This window comes from Azonexus sp. IMCC34842 (assembly GCF_050368855.1).
GTDB classification, from domain to species: domain Bacteria; phylum Pseudomonadota; class Gammaproteobacteria; order Burkholderiales; family Rhodocyclaceae; genus Azonexus; species Azonexus denitrificans_A.
In genome coordinates this window covers 335581-355968 of record NZ_CP178449.1, presented here as the reverse complement: position 1 = coordinate 355968, position 20388 = coordinate 335581, and the positions used below count along the sequence as shown (strand labels likewise).

18 protein-coding genes are annotated in these 20388 nt (G+C 61.2%); 4 read left to right on the top strand and 14 right to left on the bottom strand.

What is annotated here, in order from left to right; all coding sequences use genetic code 11:
- Positions 1-9: 9 nt before the first annotated feature.
- The 10 genes from ACLIKD_RS01715 to ACLIKD_RS01670 form a co-directional block, all read right to left on the bottom strand.
- Positions 10-777, bottom strand: a complete 768-nt coding sequence (locus tag ACLIKD_RS01715; protein WP_428826913.1) for a 3',5'-cyclic-nucleotide phosphodiesterase — start codon at positions 775-777, stop codon at positions 10-12.
- A gap of 2 nt (positions 778-779) precedes the next feature.
- Positions 780-2990: a CHASE2 domain-containing protein gene (locus tag ACLIKD_RS01710; RefSeq protein ID WP_428826912.1), complete on the bottom strand. Its 2211-nt coding sequence runs from the start codon at positions 2988-2990 to the stop codon at positions 780-782.
- Positions 2991-3013: 23 nt separating this feature from the next.
- A complete protein-coding gene (locus tag ACLIKD_RS01705) occupies positions 3014-3715 on the bottom strand; it encodes an FHA domain-containing protein (RefSeq protein WP_226418601.1) in 702 nt (233 codons plus the stop codon).
- Between the two features lie 17 nt (positions 3716-3732).
- Positions 3733-4554, bottom strand: coding sequence for a Stp1/IreP family PP2C-type Ser/Thr phosphatase (locus tag ACLIKD_RS01700; RefSeq protein WP_226472429.1), 822 nt, complete (start codon positions 4552-4554; stop codon positions 3733-3735).
- Position 4555: 1 nt separating this feature from the next.
- Positions 4556-7069: a CHASE2 domain-containing serine/threonine-protein kinase gene (locus tag ACLIKD_RS01695; protein WP_428826911.1), complete on the bottom strand. Its 2514-nt coding sequence runs from the start codon at positions 7067-7069 to the stop codon at positions 4556-4558.
- A 99-nt stretch (positions 7070-7168) separates the two neighbouring features.
- On the bottom strand, positions 7169-8125 hold the full coding sequence (locus ACLIKD_RS01690; protein WP_428826910.1) for an ornithine cyclodeaminase family protein: 957 nt from the start codon (positions 8123-8125) through the stop codon (positions 7169-7171).
- Positions 8126-8136: 11 nt separating this feature from the next.
- Positions 8137-8838 carry a TerC family protein gene (locus ACLIKD_RS01685; protein ID WP_428826909.1) on the bottom strand — a complete coding sequence of 234 codons (702 nt, stop codon included), beginning with the start codon at positions 8836-8838 and terminating at the stop codon, positions 8137-8139.
- A gap of 64 nt (positions 8839-8902) precedes the next feature.
- Positions 8903-9796, bottom strand: a complete 894-nt coding sequence (gene sucD / locus ACLIKD_RS01680; RefSeq protein WP_226418596.1) for a succinate--CoA ligase subunit alpha — start codon at positions 9794-9796, stop codon at positions 8903-8905.
- A gap of 11 nt (positions 9797-9807) precedes the next feature.
- Positions 9808-10968 (bottom strand): ADP-forming succinate--CoA ligase subunit beta, encoded by a 1161-nt coding sequence (gene sucC, locus ACLIKD_RS01675; RefSeq protein WP_428826908.1) that lies wholly within the window; start codon positions 10966-10968, stop codon positions 9808-9810.
- Positions 10969-11104: 136 nt separating this feature from the next.
- Complete coding sequence (locus tag ACLIKD_RS01670) at positions 11105-12445, bottom strand: MATE family efflux transporter (protein ID WP_428826907.1); 1341 nt, start codon at positions 12443-12445, stop codon at positions 11105-11107.
- Between the two features lie 111 nt (positions 12446-12556).
- Here ACLIKD_RS01670 and paaK point away from each other — a divergent pair, with 111 nt between their 5' ends.
- The gene (paaK, locus tag ACLIKD_RS01665) at positions 12557-13852 is read left to right on the top strand and encodes a phenylacetate--CoA ligase PaaK (protein WP_428826906.1); all 1296 of its coding nucleotides are present in this window, start codon (positions 12557-12559) and stop codon (positions 13850-13852) included.
- 5 nt (positions 13853-13857) lie between these two features.
- On the opposite strand, the gene ACLIKD_RS01660 is transcribed toward paaK, so the two are convergent.
- A complete protein-coding gene (locus tag ACLIKD_RS01660) occupies positions 13858-14559 on the bottom strand; it encodes a fumarylacetoacetate hydrolase family protein (protein ID WP_428826905.1) in 702 nt (233 codons plus the stop codon).
- Positions 14560-14680: 121 nt separating this feature from the next.
- Here ACLIKD_RS01660 and ACLIKD_RS01655 point away from each other — a divergent pair, with 121 nt between their 5' ends.
- Positions 14681-16459, top strand: a complete 1779-nt coding sequence (locus ACLIKD_RS01655) for a type IV pilus assembly protein FimV (RefSeq protein ID WP_428826904.1) — start codon at positions 14681-14683, stop codon at positions 16457-16459.
- Here the strand turns inward: ACLIKD_RS01655 and ACLIKD_RS01650 are convergent.
- Complete coding sequence (locus tag ACLIKD_RS01650; protein ID WP_428826903.1) at positions 16456-17202, bottom strand: Nif3-like dinuclear metal center hexameric protein; 747 nt, start codon at positions 17200-17202, stop codon at positions 16456-16458. The genes ACLIKD_RS01655 and ACLIKD_RS01650 overlap by 4 nt on opposite strands.
- Positions 17203-17216: 14 nt before the next feature.
- On the opposite strand from ACLIKD_RS01650, the gene ACLIKD_RS01645 reads away from it, so the two are divergent.
- Together ACLIKD_RS01645 and ACLIKD_RS01640 are read left to right on the top strand one after the other, a co-directional pair.
- Positions 17217-18371 carry a Do family serine endopeptidase gene (locus ACLIKD_RS01645; protein WP_226472420.1) on the top strand — a complete coding sequence of 385 codons (1155 nt, stop codon included), beginning with the start codon at positions 17217-17219 and terminating at the stop codon, positions 18369-18371.
- A gap of 3 nt (positions 18372-18374) precedes the next feature.
- Positions 18375-19181 carry a class II glutamine amidotransferase gene (locus ACLIKD_RS01640; RefSeq protein ID WP_428826902.1) on the top strand — a complete coding sequence of 269 codons (807 nt, stop codon included), beginning with the start codon at positions 18375-18377 and terminating at the stop codon, positions 19179-19181.
- Here the strand turns inward: ACLIKD_RS01640 and tatC are convergent, their stop codons facing one another.
- The gene (tatC, locus tag ACLIKD_RS01635; protein WP_428826901.1) at positions 19182-20021 is read right to left on the bottom strand and encodes a twin-arginine translocase subunit TatC; all 840 of its coding nucleotides are present in this window, start codon (positions 20019-20021) and stop codon (positions 19182-19184) included.
- Complete coding sequence (gene tatB, locus ACLIKD_RS01630) at positions 20018-20383, bottom strand: Sec-independent protein translocase protein TatB (RefSeq protein WP_428826900.1); 366 nt, start codon at positions 20381-20383, stop codon at positions 20018-20020. Before tatB ends, tatC begins: the two co-directional genes overlap by 4 nt.
- Positions 20384-20388: the final 5 nt, after the last annotated feature.

Below are 20388 nucleotides of genomic sequence, written 5' to 3'. Positions count from 1 at the left end.
CAGCCCCTTCTAGAACTCCAAAACCTGGTTGTTCTGCAACATCCGGGGCTTGAAGTGGTCGAGACAACGCTCAATCTCCTCCATGGTCAGCTCGATTTGCCCCGGCTTCAGGTGGGTGATATGGATGTCGCAGGCGCGTTCCAGTTTCTGCAGCTCGGCCGCCAGCATGTCCGGGCAGAGATGCTTGGAAAGTTCGGCCAGGCGTTGTTCGCGATTGGAAAAGGCGCATTCGATGATCAGGTGCTTCAAATTGGCAATGCGATTGACGGCATGCCAGAAGGGATCGCAAATCCCCGTATCGCCCGAGAAGACGAGACTGGCAGCACCTGAATCGAGGTGGTAGCCGACGGCCGGCACCGTGTGTTCAGCCGGCAGGGCCGTAATGCGGCGACCATCCAGCGTGATGACCTGGCCGAGCTCGATCGCCTGATAGCGCATTAACGGCGTATCGGCATTCGGTACCTCGGCGAAGTCCGGCCAGATTGCCCAGTTGAAAATATGTCGGCGCAGGATGTCGAGAACCGCGGCGCTGCCGTAAACCGTCAGCGGCGTGTTGCGGCGATCGGCCACCGTATCAATCATCAACGGCAAAGAAGCAATGTGATCGAGATGCGAGTGGGTGAGAAAAACATGATCGATCACCGCCAGCTCGCCAATCGACAGGTCGGCGACGCCCGTGCCGGCATCGATCAGAATGTCATGATCGACGAGCAGCGACGTGGTCCGCAGGTGCCGACCGCCGATTCCGCCACTACATCCAAGAACGCGCAGCTTCATGTCTATTTGGTCTGGTAAATGGTGACACCGTCCCAGGATTCCGCCGGTGGATTAGCCCGCCAGGCAACGATCCGTTCGGCGTAGAGCGAATAAAGACGACGACCCGGCGAACGCTGGGCCAAATCGTCGAGCAAGCGTTCGGCCTGGCCCCAATCACGCGCACGATACAGGTCCAGAACATGTTGCCACAGTTTCAGCTCATCGCGCACCGTCGCCGGCAATTCGGCGGTCAGTCCGAGCGGCTCATGGATGCTCACCGGTTGATCCTTGCCTTTGACCCTGACGCGATCGAGTTCGCGGAACGTGACATCGTCGACGCGCGCGCACGTCAGTTCGCCCACGACAATGCCGACACCGTACTCCTTGGTAATGCCTTCAAGGCGGGACGCCAGATTCACCGGATCGCCCATTACCGTATAGGCTTTGCGCACCGGCGAGCCCATGTCGCCGACTGTCATCATCCCCGTATTGATGCCGATGCCGATCTTCAGTTCCGGCCAGCCACGCGCTCGGAAGGATTCGGCCAAGGCTCTTACTGCGCGCTGCATGCCGAGCGCCGCCAGCACGGCATGGCGGGCATTTTCCGGATCGCCGACCGGCGCCCCCCAGAACGCCATGATGGCGTCGCCGATGTACTTGTCGAGGGTGCCGCGGTGGGCGCGGATGACGTCGGTCATCGCACCGAGGTACTCGTTCATCAGGCGCGTCAGCTCTTTCGGGGCCATACCCTCGGACAATGAGGTAAAGCCACGGATATCAGCGAAGAGCACGGTGAGTTCGGCGTTGCGCCCTTCCATGCTGTAACTTTCCGGGTCCTTGACCATTTCATCGACCAGTTCCGGCGGCACGTATTGCCCGAACAGCTCTGTAACTTGGCGCTTCGTCCGCGATTCGATGAAGTATCCCCAGGACATGTTCAGCACATAGAGCAACGCAATCAGCAATACGCTGGCCGCCAACGGCAGCACCAGATTGACCGAGTTCCACAGCCACAGGTTGGTCGCCAGCGTGGCGACCAGCATCCCGCCGGCCAGCGCCGTCGCCCGGCGCGGCGAAAGCAGCGGCAACAGGGTGGCCAGCATGCCGCCCAACAGCACTATCTGCAGCGCCTCCAGGCCCGGCCCGTCGCCCGGCCTTTCCTTGATCGTTCCGGCCAGCATGCCGACAATCAGGTTGGCGTGTGCCTCGACGCCGGGATAAGCACCGCCAACCGGTGTTGATCGCAGGTCCATCAGCCCCGGAGCGGTGGTGCCGATCAAAACGATGCGGCCCGCCAGATGCTCGGCAGCAACCCGCCCCTTCAAGATATCGACAGCGGAAAAATAGGGAAAACTGCGTTGGTAACCACGGTAGGGAATCAAGGCAGCAGCATTCTCGTCGACCGGAATCCGCAGGCTGCCCCGCTCGCCTTCGAGATCAAACCAGCCGATCCTTTTCTGCCCCGCCGCAGAGCCCGGAGTCAGCCTGGCGTTGCCGAGCAGGGTCCGCACCACGGCCAGCGAGAGCGCCTCGTAATAGGCCCCCTTGAACTCGACGATCAGCGGAATGCGCCGTGAGCTGCCGTCGAAATCGACCACCGGATTGAAGTGCCCAGCGCTCGCCGCGGCCTTCTGGAGGAGCGGAAGATTCGCCCCAAATCCGTCCCAGCTGACGAAGGAAGTGCCGGACTCGGCGAAACTGCCGGCCGGGAATGCTGGCGGCGGCAAAGCACCCGCCTGCTGGGCGCTGCTCGCCCCGGAAAAATAGTAGCCAAGGACGACAGGGCGACCGCGCAAGCTGTCGGCAAACAACTGGTCATAGTCGAGACTGTGCCGCAATTCGGCCAAGGTTCGCTGAAACCCGGCCTCGCCTTTCAACTGCTGCCGCCCGACGCGCTCCAGCACCTTGAGTCCCGAGCTTTCATCGGGCTCGGCAAAAACCACATCGAAACCAAGCACGGCGACCTGATAATCCTCGCACAGGCGATTGACCAGCTCCGCCAGGACATTGCGCCCCCACGGCCAGTGCCCGACTTCGCCCAGGCTGCGCTCGTCGATATCGACGATGACAACCCGCTGATCGACGGTATCCGGCATGGCCAGCCGGACCCGCACATCGTAGAGATAGGCCTCAAGGGCGGTGACGAAGGGAATCTGCCACAGCCGCCCGGCATGGCCGAGCATCAGCAATACACACAACGCGCCGAGGATGAAGCGGACCAGAGGCTTTTTCACACCGGCGTCACTGGGCAAACACCTCAGGCTTTGAGGAAAAATTCCATCTTGATCCCAGCGATTTCGATCACATCGTGGTCGCCCAGCGGGTGAGCCTGGGCGTCGAGCGCTGTGCCGTTCACCACGGGAAACTGCCGACCTTCGACGTGTGTGATGAAGTAGCCATGCGGCCGTCTGGCGATCACCGCCACCTGCAAACCGGGTTTGCCCAGCGTCGTCAGGGTTTTGGTCAGTTCGAGCTCCTTGCCGGCATTCGGGCCGCTCAACAGCTGGATGGCAGCGGCCGGAATGCTCGGGGCCGGCGGAGGCGGCGGCACGCCAAGGTTGGAGCGGGTCGGCGAGCCGGTCGGCGCGAGTTGCATCTCGCTGGGCAGCTTGGCCATGGCGGAGCGCATCAGGGCATTCTTGTCAAAATCACCGGCGGCCGCCCCGGCCTGCGAATCGCTCATGTACTTGAGTTTGTACTTGCCCAGTTCAATGACGTCGTTGTTGCGCAGGATGTGTTTCTTGACCGGCTGACCGTTGACCAGCGTGCCGTTGGTGCTGTTCAGATCCTCAAGGAAGGAGTCATTGAGGATCGTCACCACCACGGCATGCTCGCCGGAGATGGCAAGGTTGTCGATCTGGATATCGTTATGCGGCTTGCGACCAATGCTCAGGCGCTCCTTGTTGAGCTGAATTTCCTTGAGCACCAGTCCATCCATCGAAAGGATCAGTTTTGCCATCTCTTGCCATCCTCGTTTTACTTCAAGCGGGCCAGCAGCTTTTGCCACCAACCCCTGGGCGAAGAATAGTCGCCCCGCACCTTGACCAGAATTACCGAGACATTATCGCGCCCGCCGTTGTCGTTGGCCATCTGGACCAACTGTTCCGCAGCCAGTGTCAGATTGCCGCCCAGCGTTTGCAGCGTGAGCGCGATTTCATCATCCTCGACCATGTCGTTCAAACCGTCCGAACAAAGCAGCACGATATCGCCGGCCTGCAGTTCGTAATCATGAATTTCCGTGTCGACATCGTGATCGACACCAAGCGCCCGCGTCACCAGATTCTTGTTTTGCGAATAGCGCGCTTCTTCGGCGGTAATCATGCCACTATCAAGCTGCTCCTGCAAAAGTGAATGATCCTTGGTTAATTGCTCGAAGGACTCGCCGCGCAGGCGATACAGGCGTGAATCCCCAACATGGGCAACACTCATCCGGTTGTCGTAAAACCAGGCGAGGACCAGTGTCGTCCCCATCCCGGCATATTGGGGCTGTCTTTGCGCGGCATTGAAGATGGCCGCATTGGCCAGCAGGACTTCCCGGGCAATGTGTTGTTCGGCAAAGCTGGCATCGCAAAAAGCGGCCGATCGGGCACTTTGCGTCGGAATGAAACAGGCGAAATTGCTGGACAGCAAGGTGGTCGCCATGCCGCTGGCCACTTCGCCGGCGTTATAGCCGCCCATGCCATCGGCCAGGATGGCGATGCCCAACCCGGCATCGGCAAACAATGCATCTTCATTATGCGAACGGACCCTTCCCGGATCGGTGCGAGCCACCACTTCCAGAGCGTCGGCGAGCTTCATTTCAGGTATCCCTCACAGCCGGTGATCGGGCAGCCTGTGCTGCCAATTGGTCGATACAGGCTCGCAGATCAGCGGCCATTTCGGCTCCGCGTTGATAGCGCTCCGCAACATTCTTGTTCAGCGCCCGAGCGATCACCGCCACCACGCTGCTCGGTAAGGCAGGATCAATGCTCAGAATATCCGTTGGCGCCTCGTTGGCGATCTTGTACATCAACTGGGCCAGCGACTCGCCGACAAACGGCAGTTGTCCGCAGGCCATCTGGTACAAGGTGACGCCCAGCGAAAAGAGGTCGGAACGACCATCGATTTTCTTCCCGGCGAGTTGTTCGGGCGACATGTAGGAGGGCGTACCGAGCACCATGCCGGTCTTGGTGCGCGACGAATCGGTGATCCGGGCAATGCCGAAATCGGTCACCTTGACCTGGTCGCTCGCCGCTTCGTACATGATGTTGGCCGGTTTGATGTCGCGATGGACGACCTGCTGGCCATGCGCGTAATCCAGCGCATCGGCGACACGGGCGATGATCGACAAGACTGTCGGCAAGGGCAGCAGCGCGGCCGGCTTGGCATGTGCCACCAGGTCGCGGCCCTGCAGGAATTCCATGGCGATATAGGCGAGATCGTGTGCTTCGCCGGCATCGTACATCGTCACGATATTCGGGTGATTGAGCCGGCCGGCCGTTTCGGCCTCGCGGAAAAAGCGCTGCTTGACGTCGGTCAGCTCGTCTTCGTCGAACTCCTGGGCCAACGCCATGGTCTTGATGGCGACGACCCGGTTGATCTGCGGATCGCGCCCCTGATAGACCACCCCCATCGCCCCCTTGCCCAGCTCCTTCTCCAACTCGTAACGACCGAGCATCGGTTTTTCGAGCTGCCCGCCCTCGACAATCGGCGGACCGGCATCGGCCAACGGCACCATTGCCGAGCCCTGTCTGGCCCGCCCGAGACGCGTCTGGATATCGCGGAACGTCGGGTTGTGTTCGGCCATCGTGCGAAACACCGTCTCGGCCTTGGCAAACTGGCGCTGGCGCTCGTAATCGAGCGCCAGGTTGTACATGTTCTCCATCAGCCCATCATCCAGCGGACATTTACAGAATTTTTCAAAAGCCATGTCGAGCTGCCCTTGGCCCTGAAACACCAGACCCAGCATGCGGTTCGCTTCTGCCGAGGCGAACGCCGATTTTTCTGCTGGCCGCTCACCCAGCAGAAACCGCTTGGCGACCAGCAGCAAGTGACCGACAACCAGCAGACTGGCCGCCCCCATCAGCGGAATCCACATGCCGACGCCGAGCATCAGCACAAAATGGCTAGCGAACATGATCAGCAGAAGCAGCAGGGTAGCCAGCGCGCCCTGCCAGCGCCCCAATTTGGGCAGGGCGAAAATAAGGAAAACACCGACGACCAGCAGGGCGGCTAGACTAACCCAGACGCCCCAGGACGGCGTCACGAAAAAATGCTCCTGCAGAATGCTCGATACCGCATCGGCGACGCCGAGCATCGGCGCCATCGACGGCGCCTGCGGAGCAACCAGACCGGCCGCCGCCACCCCGATCAGGACGATCTTGCCGGCATATTTGCTGGCCGGGATCTTGCCGGTCAGCACATCGGCGAAGGAATCCACCGGAAACGCCGGCTGGCCGTCGCTGGCCCTGTAGAAGTAGGGGTTCATCCGAGTGCTGGCATCGGTGGCGATCCGCAGCTGGCCGAGCCGCACCGCCTCACCGAGCCGAACCTTGATATCGGCCGAACCGAGATCGAGACTTCGGGCCGCAATCATCAGCGACAGCGCCGGGTAGAACTGATCGGAATACTTGACGACCAAAGGCTCGCTCCGCACACGGCCGTTGGCATCCGGCGTACGGTTCAGAAACCCCAGGGCGAGTGCCTTGCCCCCCAAAGCAGCAAACGGCATCTGCACCTGTGTCGCCGGCAAGGCGCGCCCTTTTCCTTCGGCAACCTGCGGCAGGCGGTTCGGGACTAGGAATTCGGGCAGCGCCTGAGCGGAATGCCCCGGTACTTCGCCTAATTCAAACGACACCGGCAATACAACGTTACCGGCCCGGGCGTAGCTATCCGCCAATTGGCGATCCGAATTGAGGGCTGTTTCAGCCTCGGCCAGTACGGCCGTTATTTTTTTGGTTTCCGGCCCCAAACCCGCCCCATCGGCTACCGCCTGATTGGCGATGTCGATCAGCCGGGTGATATAGGCGTAACCGGGATCGAGCTGCGCTTCGGAAAACAACACGGTATTGGCAATCACCTTGGCCGGCGCCTCCGCCAGCCGATCGGTAAGCCGGGCATGCAGTTGTCGCGACCAGGGCCAGGGACCAAGCTCGGCAATGCTCCGGTCGTCGATGGCGATCACCGCGATGCGCTCGGATGGGACGCGACTGGCTGCCTGCATGCCAAAGTCGTAAGCCTGGCGTTCAAGGCCATCCAGGAGATCGGAGCGGACGGCAGTCAGCATCAGCAGGGTAACGAGCACCCCGAGGAACCAGTCCGACTTCCAGAACACGCCCTTCGCCATCCCCCCGCCCTCTTGTTTTTAGTGTCGGATCACGAGCCAATGCGGCCGGGGCATATTCTTACGCCCACTCGCTCCCCCGGTCAAACCTCATTGCATCGGTATTTCCTGCCCCAGGCCCGCCGCTTCGGCCGCTGCGAGAACCCGCAGGGCAACAGCCAGATCCTGGATCGCCATGCCCTGCGACTCGAACAGGGTGATTTGCTCGACCGATGTACGGCCGGCATGACGCCCGACGATCACCTCCCCGAGCTCGACCAGCTGACGCGGGTGCAAGCGGCCTTTTTCCAGCAAAGGCAGCAAATCGCCGGCTTCAGCCACGGCGGTCGGCACGCTATCGACGGCGACCAGTGCGCAACGTTTGACGGCGGCCTCCGACAGTTCCTGGCGAATCAGCGCATTCGAACCCGCCGCATTGATATGCACGCCCTCCTCCAGCCATTCGGCATCGAACAAGGGCTGGGCTGCCGTCGTCACGGTGCCAAGCAGATCGCTGCCGCGCACCGTCTCCTCGGCGCTAACCGCCGGTACCACGGCAACGCCGGTCTGCTCGCTCAAGCGCTGGCAGAAAGCCTGCAACTTGTCGGCATGGCGGCTGAACACCTTGACCCGCTCGAGCGGCAGCGCCGCGCAGATGGCCTGGACATGGCCTTCGGCCTGCCAGCCGGCGCCGAACACTCCGGCCACCGTCGAATCCGGCCGGGCCAGCCACTTGGCGGCCATGCCGCTGACCGCACCGGTACGGATCATGCCGAGGTAGTCGGCTTCGATCACGGCCCGCAATCTGCCGCTGGCCGCATCGAACAGGTGAACCAGGAAACGGTTGCCACTGCGAGTGCTGGTATAGGCCTTGTAGCCGATAACCCCTTGCGCCGGCAGCGCCCCCTGCAAAATATGCAGCGTCGTCTGCGGCAAGCGGCTACGGGCGCGTGGCGTATCGAGCGCCAACCCCAAAGCCAGGTCGCGATGCGCCGACTCGACAGCTTCCATCGCCATCGCTACCGTCAACAGCTTTTTTACGTCGTCTTCCGAAAGAAACAAGGCCATAGCGCGACTCCTTAAACGATGGTGACATCCTGCCTGGCCAGCAAACGCTGCTCCAGCCAACGACCGAGGCCAACGACCAGCACGGCGCCTACCGCCCCGGCCGCCTTGGCCGACCAGGCGGGTAGCGGCGGCAGTAACTGGATGACGCCCGGGTCGGAAAAAATCATTTGCCCGGCGACATAGCCGAGCAGGCCGGCACCAAACAACACAATGGACGGAAACCGCTCCATCCAGTGCAGAATCAGCTGGCTCGACCAGACGATCAACGGAATGCTGACCGCCAGCCCGAAGAAAAGCAGGGCCAGACTGCCGTGCGCCGCCCCGGCCACCCCAATGACGTTATCCAAGCTCATCACGAAATCGGCGACGATGATGGTCTTGACCGCCCCCCAAAGATTGCCCGAGGCTTTGATGTCGTGACCATCCTCTTCCTCGGGCAGCATCAGTTTGACGGCAATCCACAGCAGCAGGAGTCCGCCGACCAGTTTCAGCCAGGGCAGGTTCATCACCAGCGCGGCGAAGACGGTCAGCACGACACGCAGGCTGACCGCGCCGGTAACGCCCCAGAAGATGCCGGTCCGGCGCTGTTCCGGCGACAGATTGCGACAGGCCAGCGCGATGACTACGGCGTTGTCACCCGACAGGACGATGTCGATCAGGATGATCTGGCCAACGGCAATCCAGAAGAGGCTAGAAGTTAAGTCAAGTTCCATAAACCATCAGACGAAAAAAAGGCGAGCACGCAGCCCGCCTTTTTGGTTGAGCAAGGCTGGAATTTTACAGCAAGGCCTTGAGCAGCTTGGCCATTTCAGACGGATTGCGCGTCACGGTGAAGCCACAGGCTTCCATGATTTCCAGCTTGGCATCGGCCGTATCGGCACCGCCGGAAATCAGGGCGCCGGCATGGCCCATGCGCTTGCCGGCCGGAGCGGTAACACCAGCGATGAAGCCGACGATCGGCTTCTTCATGTTGTCCTTGCACCACATGGCAGCTTCGGCTTCGTCCGGACCGCCGATTTCGCCAATCATGATGACCGCGTCGGTATCCGGATCGTCGTTGAAAGCCTTCATCACGTCGATGTGCTTCAGACCGTTGATCGGATCGCCACCGATACCAACGGCAGACGACTGGCCCAGACCGATTTCGGTCAACTGGCCGACGGCTTCGTAGGTCAGGGTGCCGGAGCGGGAAACGACGCCGATCCGACCCTTGCGGTGGATGTGACCCGGCATGATGCCGATCTTGATTTCGTCCGGCGTGATCAGACCAGGACAGTTCGGCCCGAGCAGCAGCGTCTTCTTGCCGCCCTTGGCTTCCTTTTCCTTCATCTTGTTGCGCAGGATCAGCATGTCGCGGACCGGGATGCCTTCGGTGATGCAGATTGCCAGATCGAGGTCGGCTTCAACAGCTTCCCAGATCGCGGCGGCGGCGCCCGGGGGCGGCACGTAGATCACGGAAACGGTAGCACCGGTTTCGGCGGCGGCTTCCTTGACCGAAGCGTAGATGGGAATATTGAAGATGCTTTCGCCAGCCTTCTTCGGATTCACGCCGGCGACGAAGCAGTTCTTGCCGTTGGCGTATTCCTGGCACTTTTCCGTATGGAACTGACCGGTCTTGCCGGTGATGCCCTGGGTGATAACTTTGGTGTCTTTATTGATGAAAATGGACATTCAATAGCTCCTTACTTGACCGCAGCAACGATCTTGGTGGCGGCCTCGGCCATGGAATCGGCAGAAATGATCGGCAGACCGGAATCCTTCAGGATCTGCTTGCCCATGTCTTCATTGGTACCCTTCATGCGCACGACGAGCGGCACCGACAGATGGGTTTCCTTGGCCGCGGCGACGACGCCGGCAGCAATGGTGTCGCACTTCATGATGCCGCCGAAGATGTTGACCAGAATGCCCTTGACGTCAGGATTCTTGAGCATGATCTTGAAGGCTTCGGTGACCTTCTCGGTCGTCGCACCACCGCCGACGTCGAGGAAGTTGGCCGGCTCGGCGCCGAACAGCTTGATGGTGTCCATCGTGGCCATGGCCAGACCGGCACCGTTCACCAGGCAGCCAATGTTACCGTCGAGGGAGATGTAGGCCAGGTCAAACTTGGATGCTTCGATTTCGTCGGCATCTTCTTCGTCCAGATCACGGAAGGCGACGATTTCCGGCTGACGGTACAGGGCGTTGGCATCGAAGTTGAACTTGGCGTCCAATGCCTTGATGTTGCCGTTGCCTTCCAGAATCAGCGGGTTGATTTCCGCCAGGGAAGCGTCGGTTTCCATGTAGCAGTTGTACAGGCCCTTGAGCGCCGCAACAGCTTGCGCCTGCGAAGCGGCCGGAATGCCGATACCGGCAACCAGGGTCATGGCTTGTTCGTCGGTCAGACCGACCAGCGGGTTGATGAAAACCTTGAGAATCTTTTCCGGGGTGTTGTGGGCAACTTCTTCGATGTCCATGCCGCCTTCGGAGGAGGCCATCATCGCCACGGACTGGGTCGCGCGATCGGTCAGCGCAGCCACGTAGTACTCGTGCTTGATGTCGGCGCCTTCTTCGATCAGCAGACGACGAACCTTCTGGCCTTCCGGGCCGGTCTGGTGCGTGACCAGTTGCATGCCGAGAATCTGGTTGGCGTACTCGCGCACTTGCTCGAGCGACTTCGCCACTTTGACGCCACCACCCTTGCCACGGCCACCGGCGTGGATCTGGGCCTTGACCACCCAGACACTGCCGCCCAGGGTCTCGGCTGCCTTGACCGCTTCATCGACGGACAGACAGAAGATCCCGCGCGGAACCGTAACGCCGAATTTCTTCAGGAGTGTTTTGCCCTGATATTCGTGAATTTTCATGCGCTTTCCTTGCGTTTAGTTGAGTTGCGAGCAATAGGCGGTAGCCATACAGTCCCCCGGCCCCGCCCTGTTATAACGGTTTGAGCCCAAAATCTTACCACAGACCGGATTTTTTATTACTGGCCAAAATTCATAATTACGGACTGCTTTCGGTGGCCCGAACTGCCTTGTAGAGCAACGGCAAAAGCAACGCTGCGGCGAACACCAGCCCGACCACGGCAGCCAGCCAGAAGCCGGCGACGCCAAACGGCGGCTGCCACCGGAAACACAGCCAGGCACCACCGAGCAGGCCGACAACCCAGAAACAAAAGGTCTGCACCAGCATCGGCAGGAAAGTCACCCGATAGGCCCGCAGCACATGACCGGCAACGGTCTGCAAGGCATCGAAGAACTGGTAGACGGCGACATAGGCAATCAGGCTCAACGCTACCGCCCGCACTGCCGGATCATCGGTATAGGCAGCGACCAGTGGCCCGGCCGTCAGCCAGAGCAGAATGCCGGCCAGTGTCGACAGGCCAGCCGCCAGCAACAGGCCGGCCTTGATCGTGGCGTGGGCGCGCCGCCAGTCACGCCCGCCGACTGCTTGGCCGACGGCGGCCATGGTGGCGATGGCAAGCGACAGCGGCAGCATGTAGGTCAGCGCCGATAGATTGGCAACGATACGATGCCCGGCTACGACGGTCGGCCCCAGCGACGCGATGAAGAGGCTGATCAAAGTGAAAGAGGTTATTTCAACCAGATTGGACAAGCCCATCGGCAAGCCCAGGCGCAATAGTTCCCGCCATATCTTCCAACGCGGACACCGCCAGTTGGCGAAAGGCTGGCAGCGTCGGCCGAGCGGACCCCAGGCGAGATAGGCTGCGCCGCTCAGACAGGCCAGCCAGCTAACCAGGATATTGGACACGGCACAACCAACTACCCCGAGTGGCTCGGCAAGCCAGCCCTGCAGCGCCAACCCCCAGGCCAGCAATGCGTGCAGACACAGGCTGAAGATGCCTATCCCCATCAATACCCGCGGTTTGCCCAAGGCATTGCAGAATGCATAGAAAGTCCGATAACAAAGCGTGGCCGGCAATCCCCAGGCCAGCCAGCCCAAATATTGTCTGACCTTGGCAGCCACGACAGCATCCATGTCCGCCATGGCGAGCACCACGTCGGGATGCGTCAGCAACAGGATACCGGGCACAGCGAGGAGCAGGGCCAGCCAGAAACCGTGCTGCAGAATGCCGGCCACCTCACCATCGCGCTTGGCGCCGTGCAATTGGGCAACGATCGGCGCCACTGCCTGCAGGATGCCGACCAGCGCAAAAACGACCGAGACGTGAATGCCGCTACCGATCGCAACCGCCGCCAGATCGAGCGGACTGACATGCCCGAGGACGGCGGTATCGACCACCATCATGCCGACCGACGCCAACTGGGCAATCAGGATCGGGAAGGCGTGGGCAAGCAGCCCGCGAGCAGTGGCAATAAGCATCGAGCGATTGTCGCATGCCCAGCCGACCGGCAAAAACATGCCAAGTTGATCTGGCTCAAGCAGCCGACCGGCCAGCCGGTCGAAAATCTCCGGTTCAGGAGGGAGTCAACAATGAATAAAGGCCTGCACGCCGTAGAAACCGCCAGCCGCGACGAAATAGTCGCGCTCCAGACAGCCCGTTTGAAATGGACGCTGCACCACGTTTACGACAATGTGCCGCACTACCGGGGAAAATTTGATGCGGCCGGCGTTCGCCCCGAGGATTTTGGGTCTCTGGCCGACCTCGCCAGATTCCCCTTCACCACCAAGCAGGATCTGCGCGACAACTACCCTTACGGCATGTTCGCCGTCCCCCGTGAAAAAGTCGTCCGCGTTCATGCCTCGAGCGGCACGACCGGCAAGCCGACGGTAGTCGGCTACACGCAGAAGGACATCGACACCTGGGCCGACCTGATCGCCCGCTCGATCTACGCGTCCGGTGGCCGACCGGGCGACATCGTCCATGTCGCCTACGGCTACGGCCTGTTCACCGGCGGTCTCGGTGCCCATTACGGCGCCGAGCGACTGGGCTGCACGGTGATCCCGATGTCCGGCGGCCAGACCGAGAAGCAGGTTCAGCTGATCTGCGACTTCAAGCCGAACATCATCATGGTCACCCCGTCCTACATGCTGAATATCGCCGACGAATTCCGTCGCCAGGGGATTGATCCGAAGAGCACCGCGCTACGCATCGGCATCCACGGTGCCGAGCCATGGACCGACGCCATGCGCGGCGAAATCGAAAAGGCCTTCGACATTGACGCCATCGACATCTACGGCCTGTCCGAAGTGATCGGCCCGGGCGTCGCCAACGAATGCGCCGAGGCCAAGGACGGCCCGGTGATCTGGGAAGACCATTTCTACGCTGAAATCATCGACCCGTTGACTGGCGAAGTGCTGCCGGAAGGCAGCGAAGGCGAACTGGTATTCACCTCGCTGACCAAGGAGGCGATGCCGGTCATCCGCTACCGGACCCGCGACCTCACCCGGCTGCTGCCGCCGACCGCCCGGTCGATGCGGCGGATCGGCAAAATCACCGGCCGTTCGGACGACATGCTGATCATCCGCGGGGTCAATGTCTTCCCGTCGCAGATCGAGGAACTGATCCTCAAACAACCCAAGCTGGCGCCGCATTACGTGCTGGAAATCAGTCGGGACGGCCACCTTGACACGATGAAGGTCAATGTCGAGCTGAAGCCGGAATTCGAGTTCACCAGCAATGCCGAGAAGGAGTTCGTGGCGCACGACCTGCAGCACCACATCAAGTCCTACATCGGCATTTCGGCACGCATCGACGTGGTCGAGATCGGCGGTATCGAACGCTCGATCGGCAAGGCCAAGCGCGTCATCGACAAACGGCCGAAGTAGCGCCGCTAGACGATCCGGGCGCGCAGCGTACCAACGCCGTCAACGCCCGCCTCCAGCACATCGCCAGCAACAATCGGTCCGACGCCGGCTGGCGTTCCGGTATAGATCAGGTCGCCAGCCTCGAGACGGACCATCGTCGACAGGTTGGCGATGATGTCGGCAACCTTCCAAAGCATCGCCGACAGATCGCCATCCTGCCGCATCTGGCCATTGACGGTCAGCCAGATACGGCCGTGCTCAGGGTGCCCGGCCTCGGCCACCGGACTAATCACGCCGGCCACCGCCGACTGATCGAAGCCTTTGCCCATATCCCACGGATGGCCTTTTTCCTTGGCCCGGCCTTGGATATCCCGGCGCGTCAGATCGAGTCCGACGGCGTAGCCAAAAATCAGGTCCTTGGCCGCACCTACCGGAACGTTCGCCCCACCCGCCCCCAGCGCGACGATCATTTCGACCTCATGATGCAGATTTTTGGTTAGCGGCGGATAAGCAACGCTGATCTCTCCCTCGCCACTGACCATGGCATCGGCCGGTTTCATGAAGAAGAACGGCGGCTCACGCCCCTCCGCCTGATCGGCGGCGCCCATCTCGCGGGCATGATCGGCGTAGTTGCGGCCGACGCAAAAAATGCGGCGAACCGGGAAGCGGCTGGCGGTTCCGGCAACAGGAAGCGCGGTAACGGGACTGGGTGAAAATACGAAATTCATGGGGCAATTCGCTTGGGGTTGATCACAAGCAGGAGTGTGCAATATTTCACCATGGGTGCGCCAGCGCAGTGTTACAGTTTTGCCATATCTGACGAAGTTAACGAGTAACACAAAGGCCCCCATGAATTCCAGAGCACTCCATCTCAGCGCACTAAGCGCAGCCCTGTTCTCAAGCGTGGCCAACGCCGTCGGATTTGGTGAAATCACCTTGCACTCACGGGTCGGCGAGCCTTTAAGAGCTGAGGTTCCGGTTCTGACCAGGGCCGGCGAGGAAATCGACACGGTCTGCTTTTCCCTTGCCCCGCTGCCCGGCTCGGACCTGCCCGTCGTTACCGCCGCCCGGACCCGGCTGGTCCGCAATGGCGCGAACTATCGCCTGCTGATTACCGGCACCCGGCCGATTGCCGAACCGGTGTTCATGGTCGGCCTGCGCGCCAATTGCGGCGCGGACCTGCAGCGCGACTACGTGCTGATGCCGGCGGCACCTATTATGCTGGCCGAAATCGACCGCGAACTGCCCGTGGCCGCAACTACATCCACCAGGAAAACCGGCAATTCCCGTGAATGGCGTGCCCGTGACGGCGACACCCTGGCAGGCATTGCCGAATCGCAAGCCCCGGCCAGCGCCGCCGCACAGCGTCGCTTGCTGGCCGCGATGCTGCGGGCCAATCCCGATATCTCGCCGGATGCCCCCCTGCCCGAAGGCACGCCGGTACAAATTCCCAAGTTGCGCGAGCGCGTGCCGACCAAGCGCAATGCCAACACCGAACCGCCGTTAGCGCCGCAGGACGCCGCGGCAGGTGAAGCGCCGGCGCCGCGTCCGAAGAGGACGGCGCCCAGCGCCCCCTCGGCCAAGCTGGCCAGCGGCGCCACCGACCGGGTCATTCTCGGCACGCCGCCGGATGAACTGAAACCGGGTGAAAAAGCCACACCCGCCAGCCTGAGCCAGATGGAAGAACGCATGCTCAAGCTGGAAATGACGCTGCATCTGCTCGACCAGGAAGTCGACAAGCTGAACAACGCCCTGGCGCTGACCACCGAGGCCTTGTCGGCCCAGCACAAACTCCAGGCGGCACAGGCGGCGCAAACGCCGCCGGCCGTCCAGGCAGCCGTAGCTACGCCAGCCAAGCCGGAGCGCTCGACGCAGGATAACTGGCTTGAATTGCTGATCAGCGCGCTGGTCGGCGGCGGCGTTGCCGCCGGCCTGGCCCACATCCTGGGCCGGAATCGCCGCTCGAACAACGATGAAATTCCGCTGGCGATGACAGTTTCGCCCCCGGAAACCCAGCCCGGAAAATCCAGTCCCGAGGTTTTGCCGCCCCCACAAAAAACAACATCGGCACCAGCCACCGAGCCCGCTCCCCCGGCAACCGTTGCGGTGGACATCCCTCTTGACGGCGCCCTGTCGGATTTCAGCAAGAGCGGAACATTCGACGTCAATGTAAACGAAGGCGACTCCGCGCTTGAACTGGCCGAGATCATGCTCTCCTTCGGGCGGGTGCGTGGCGCGGCAGAAACGCTGGCCCAGCACATCGAGGAAAACTCGCCGACCAACATTCAACCGTGGACCATGCTGCTCGATCTCTATCGTCGTGGCGACATGCAGGCCGAGTTCAACAGTCTGGCGACGAACATGCGCCAAAAATTCAATGTTAACGTCCCGAACTGGGAAGATTCGACAACCCCGGTCTCTGGTCTCAAATCACTCGAAGACTACGCGCACATCGTCTGGCGGGCGGGCAATAGCTGGGGCACCCAGGAATGCCTTGATTACCTCTTCGAACTGGTTCATCAGAATCGCGCCGGTCTACGCAGTGGCTTCCCGCTCGAAGTCATCGAGGAGATCGCGCTCTTGATGCGGGTCCTCGAAGAAGGCTACGGACTCAAGCGCCCGGCTTAAACCGGGTTGTCCACATCGACGAATTCGCAGTAGAGGCCAAAGCGCTCGGCCAGGTGCCCAGCCAGCGCCATGACGCCACCGCGCTCGGTTGCATGGTGACCGGCGGCGAGATAGGCCACCCCGCTTTCGCGGGCGAGATGGACGGTCTGTTCCGAGATTTCGCCGGACAGGAAGGCATCGACCCCCAAGCCAATCGCCTGCTCGAAGTACCCCTGCGCACCACCGGAACACCAGGCAATCCGGCGAATCGGCCGCACCGGATCGCCAATCACCAACGGCGTCCGGCCAAGCGCCTGGGTCACCTTGCCGGCCAATTCGGCCAGCTCGGTCGGTTCAGCCAAAGCGCCGTGCCAGGCGATATCCTGTTCGCCGAAGCGCCCGTCGGCCAGCCAGCCCAAGCGAGCCGCCAACTGTGCGTTATTGCCCAGCTCGGGATGGGCATCGAGCGGCAGGTGGTAGGCCAGCAGGTTGATGTCATGTTCGATCAGCACCCCGAGACGGCGGCGGCGCATGCCGGTCACCCGGCCATCCTCGCCTTTCCAGAAATAACCGTGATGGACCAGAATGGCATCGGCACCGCGCGCCACTGCAGCATCGAGCAAGGCCTGGCTGGCCGTGACGCCGGTTACGATGCAGCGGACTTCGTCGCGTCCTTCCACTTGCAGGCCATTTGGGCAATAATCCCGGAACTTTCCGGGCTCCAGCAGCTCATCCAGATAGCTAACCAGTTCTTCGCGTTTCATAGATACGGTCTTTCATGCACAGGTTGTGGCTGATTTTTGCACAAACGGTAACCGTTGCGGTCGCTGTTCTGTTCGTGCTTACAACGTTGAAACCGGAATGGCTGCACCAGTCGCCAACCGTCGTCGCGCTGCGTGAATCGGCATCCGGCAACGCCGACGGCAAAGGCACGCCGAGCGGCTCCTACCGCGATGCGGCGCGCGCCGCCTTGCCCTCCGTCGTCCATATCTACACCACCCAGAAGATCAAGCAGCAGAATCATCCGCTGTTCGACGACCCGATCTTCCGTCACTTCTTCGGTGAACGCCCGGAAGGCCAGGAGCAGAAAAACTCCGGTCTCGGTTCCGGTGTCATCGTCAGCCCGAACGGCTACATCCTGACCAATTACCATGTTGTCGAAGCCGCCGACGACATCCAGGTTTCGCTCAATGACAGCAAGACCTACAAGGCCCGCGTCATCGGCAGCGATCCCGAGTCCGACCTGGCCGTCCTGCAGATCAAGGCCGACAAGCTGCCGACCGTCACCTTTGCCCAACCGGACGGCTTGCGCATCGGCGATGTCGTGCTCGCCATCGGCAATCCCTTCGGCGTAGGCCAGACGGTGACCATGGGCATCGTCTCGGCACTCGGCCGCTCACATCTCGGCATCAACACTTTCGAGAACTTCATCCAGACCGATGCCGCGATCAATCCGGGCAACTCGGGTGGCGCGCTGGTCGATGTAAACGGCAATCTGGTCGGGATCAACACCGCGATTTATTCGCGCACCGGCGGCAATCACGGCATCGGTTTCGCCATCCCGGCCGCCAGCGCCCGCAACATCATGGAACAAATCATCCAGAATGGCGCAGTAACGCGCGGCTGGATCGGTGTCGAAGCCCAGGAAATCACTCCTGAACTAGCCGAGTCCTTTGGCCTACCCGACACCGAGGGCGCCCTGATCGCCGGCGTCATGCGCGGCAGCCCGGCCGATGCCGCCGGTGTCCGGCCCGGCGACGTCCTGCTCACCGTCAGCGGAAAACCGGTCAAGGATCCGCAGATCATGCTCGATCTGATCGCCGCCCTGAAACCCGATGAACGCGCCAGTTTCCGCCTGCGCCGCGACAAGAGCATTGTCGAAGTACAGGTCAAGATCGGCAAACGGCCAGCGATCCGGCAAGAGAAAGAGTAAGTCATGTGCCAGCTGCTCGGCATGAACTGCAACGTGCCGACCGACATCTGCTTTTCGTTCACCGGCTTTCAGGCCCGGGGTGGCGCGACCGATGTTCATTCCGACGGCTGGGGCATCGCCTTCTTTGAAGGCAAAGGCACGCGCCTGTTTCTCGACCCGCAACCGTCCTGCACCTCTCCGGTCGCCGAACTGGTCCGCCATTATCCGATTCGTTCGAAAAACGTAATTTCCCACATCCGCAAGGCGACGCAAGGGGCCATCGGTCTCGAAAACACCCACCCGTTCATGCGCGAACTGTGGGGACGCTATTGGATTTTTGCTCACAACGGCAATCTGCTGGATTTCACGCCAAACCTCGACGGCAGCTTTCTACCTGTCGGGCTGACCGACAGCGAGCGGGCATTTTGCTGGTTGCTCCAGGAATTGCGCCAACGCTTCGGCAGCACGGCTCCGGCGCACACCGCGCTGTTCGATGCCGTCCATGCCTTGACGCTTGAAATTGCCGGTCATGGTGAATTCAACTTCCTGCTGTCGAACGGTGACTGGCTGTTTGCCCATGCCTCGACCAAGCTCAGCTACATCATTCGTCAGGCACCTTTTACCCAGGCCCACCTGATGGACCATGATGTCACGGTCGACTTCAGCAACGTCACGACGCCCGAGGACCGGGTGGCCGTGATCGCGACCTTGCCGTTGACCGACAACGAAGCGTGGATCGAGATGCCGGCGGGAACTCTATGGTGGTTCGAGGAAGGGGTGGCCGCCAAGACGCTGGCGACCTGTCCCGGACCGAGCAAAAAAACAGCCTGACTATTTTCCGGTCAGCTTGCGGAACTCGGCATCCGCCTTGTCGATTTCGGCATCCATTGCTACAGAACTATCACTTTCCACCACCGGCGCCTCTCCCGGCGCCGGCCGGGAAACCAGGCGTGCGGCCAGAATGCCGATTTCGTAGAGCAGACACATCGGGATCGCCAGGGCCAATTGCGAAACGACGTCCGGCGGGGTAACCACGGCGGCGACGATAAAGGCACCGACAACGAAGTACGAGCGCCACTCCTTCAGCTTTTCGACAGTCACCACACCAAGCTTGACCAGCACGACGAGCGCCACCGGCACCTCAAAAGCGATCCCGAAGGCCAGGAACATAGTCATCACGAAAGACAGATAGGCTTCGATATCAGGCGCCGGTGTAATGCTTTTCGGGGCAAAGCTGGTGATGAAGTGGAAAACCTGCCCAAACACGAAGAAGTAGCAGAAGGACATCCCCATCACGAAAAGCACGGTGCTGGAAATGATCAACGGGATGCCCAGGCGCCGCTCATGGGCATACAAACCCGGCGCGATGAACGACCACACCTGGTAAAGGATGAACGGTAGCGACAGTACGAAGCCGACCATGGCGGTGACCTTGAGCGGCACCATGAACGGCGTAATGACACCGATGGCAACCATCTTGGTCCCCTCGGGCAGCGCTTTGGTCAGCGGCGCGGCAAGCAGGTCGTAAATCTCGCCCGGCCCTGGATAGAAGCACAGGATGCCGACCATTACCCCAACCGCGATCAAACTGCGCAACAGGCGATCACGCAGTTCCACAAGATGGGAGATAAAGGATTCTTCCGGTGCCGAATTCGCCTGCTGATCTGTCATACGGTGGACTTGTCCGGCGTATCGGTGGTGAGCGGAATGGGCGAGGTGGGCTGAGTTACCGCAGCCAATTCACCGACAACCTCCTGAACCGGGGCTTCGACCGCACTACGCGCGGTTTCGTACTCGCTACGGACCGAATTCTCCAGTTCGCGGGCCGAATCAGTGACCTGCGTCTGCAGTTTCTTCAGTTCGTCGAGCTGAATTTCCCGGTTGATATCGGACTTGACGTCACTGACATAACGCTGGGCGCGGCCGAGCAAATGCCCGACCGTACGGGCGACTTTCGGCAGACGCTCAGGCCCGATGACGAGCAGGGCGACGATGCCGATCACCATGAGTTCGGAGAAACCGATATCAAACATTTCCG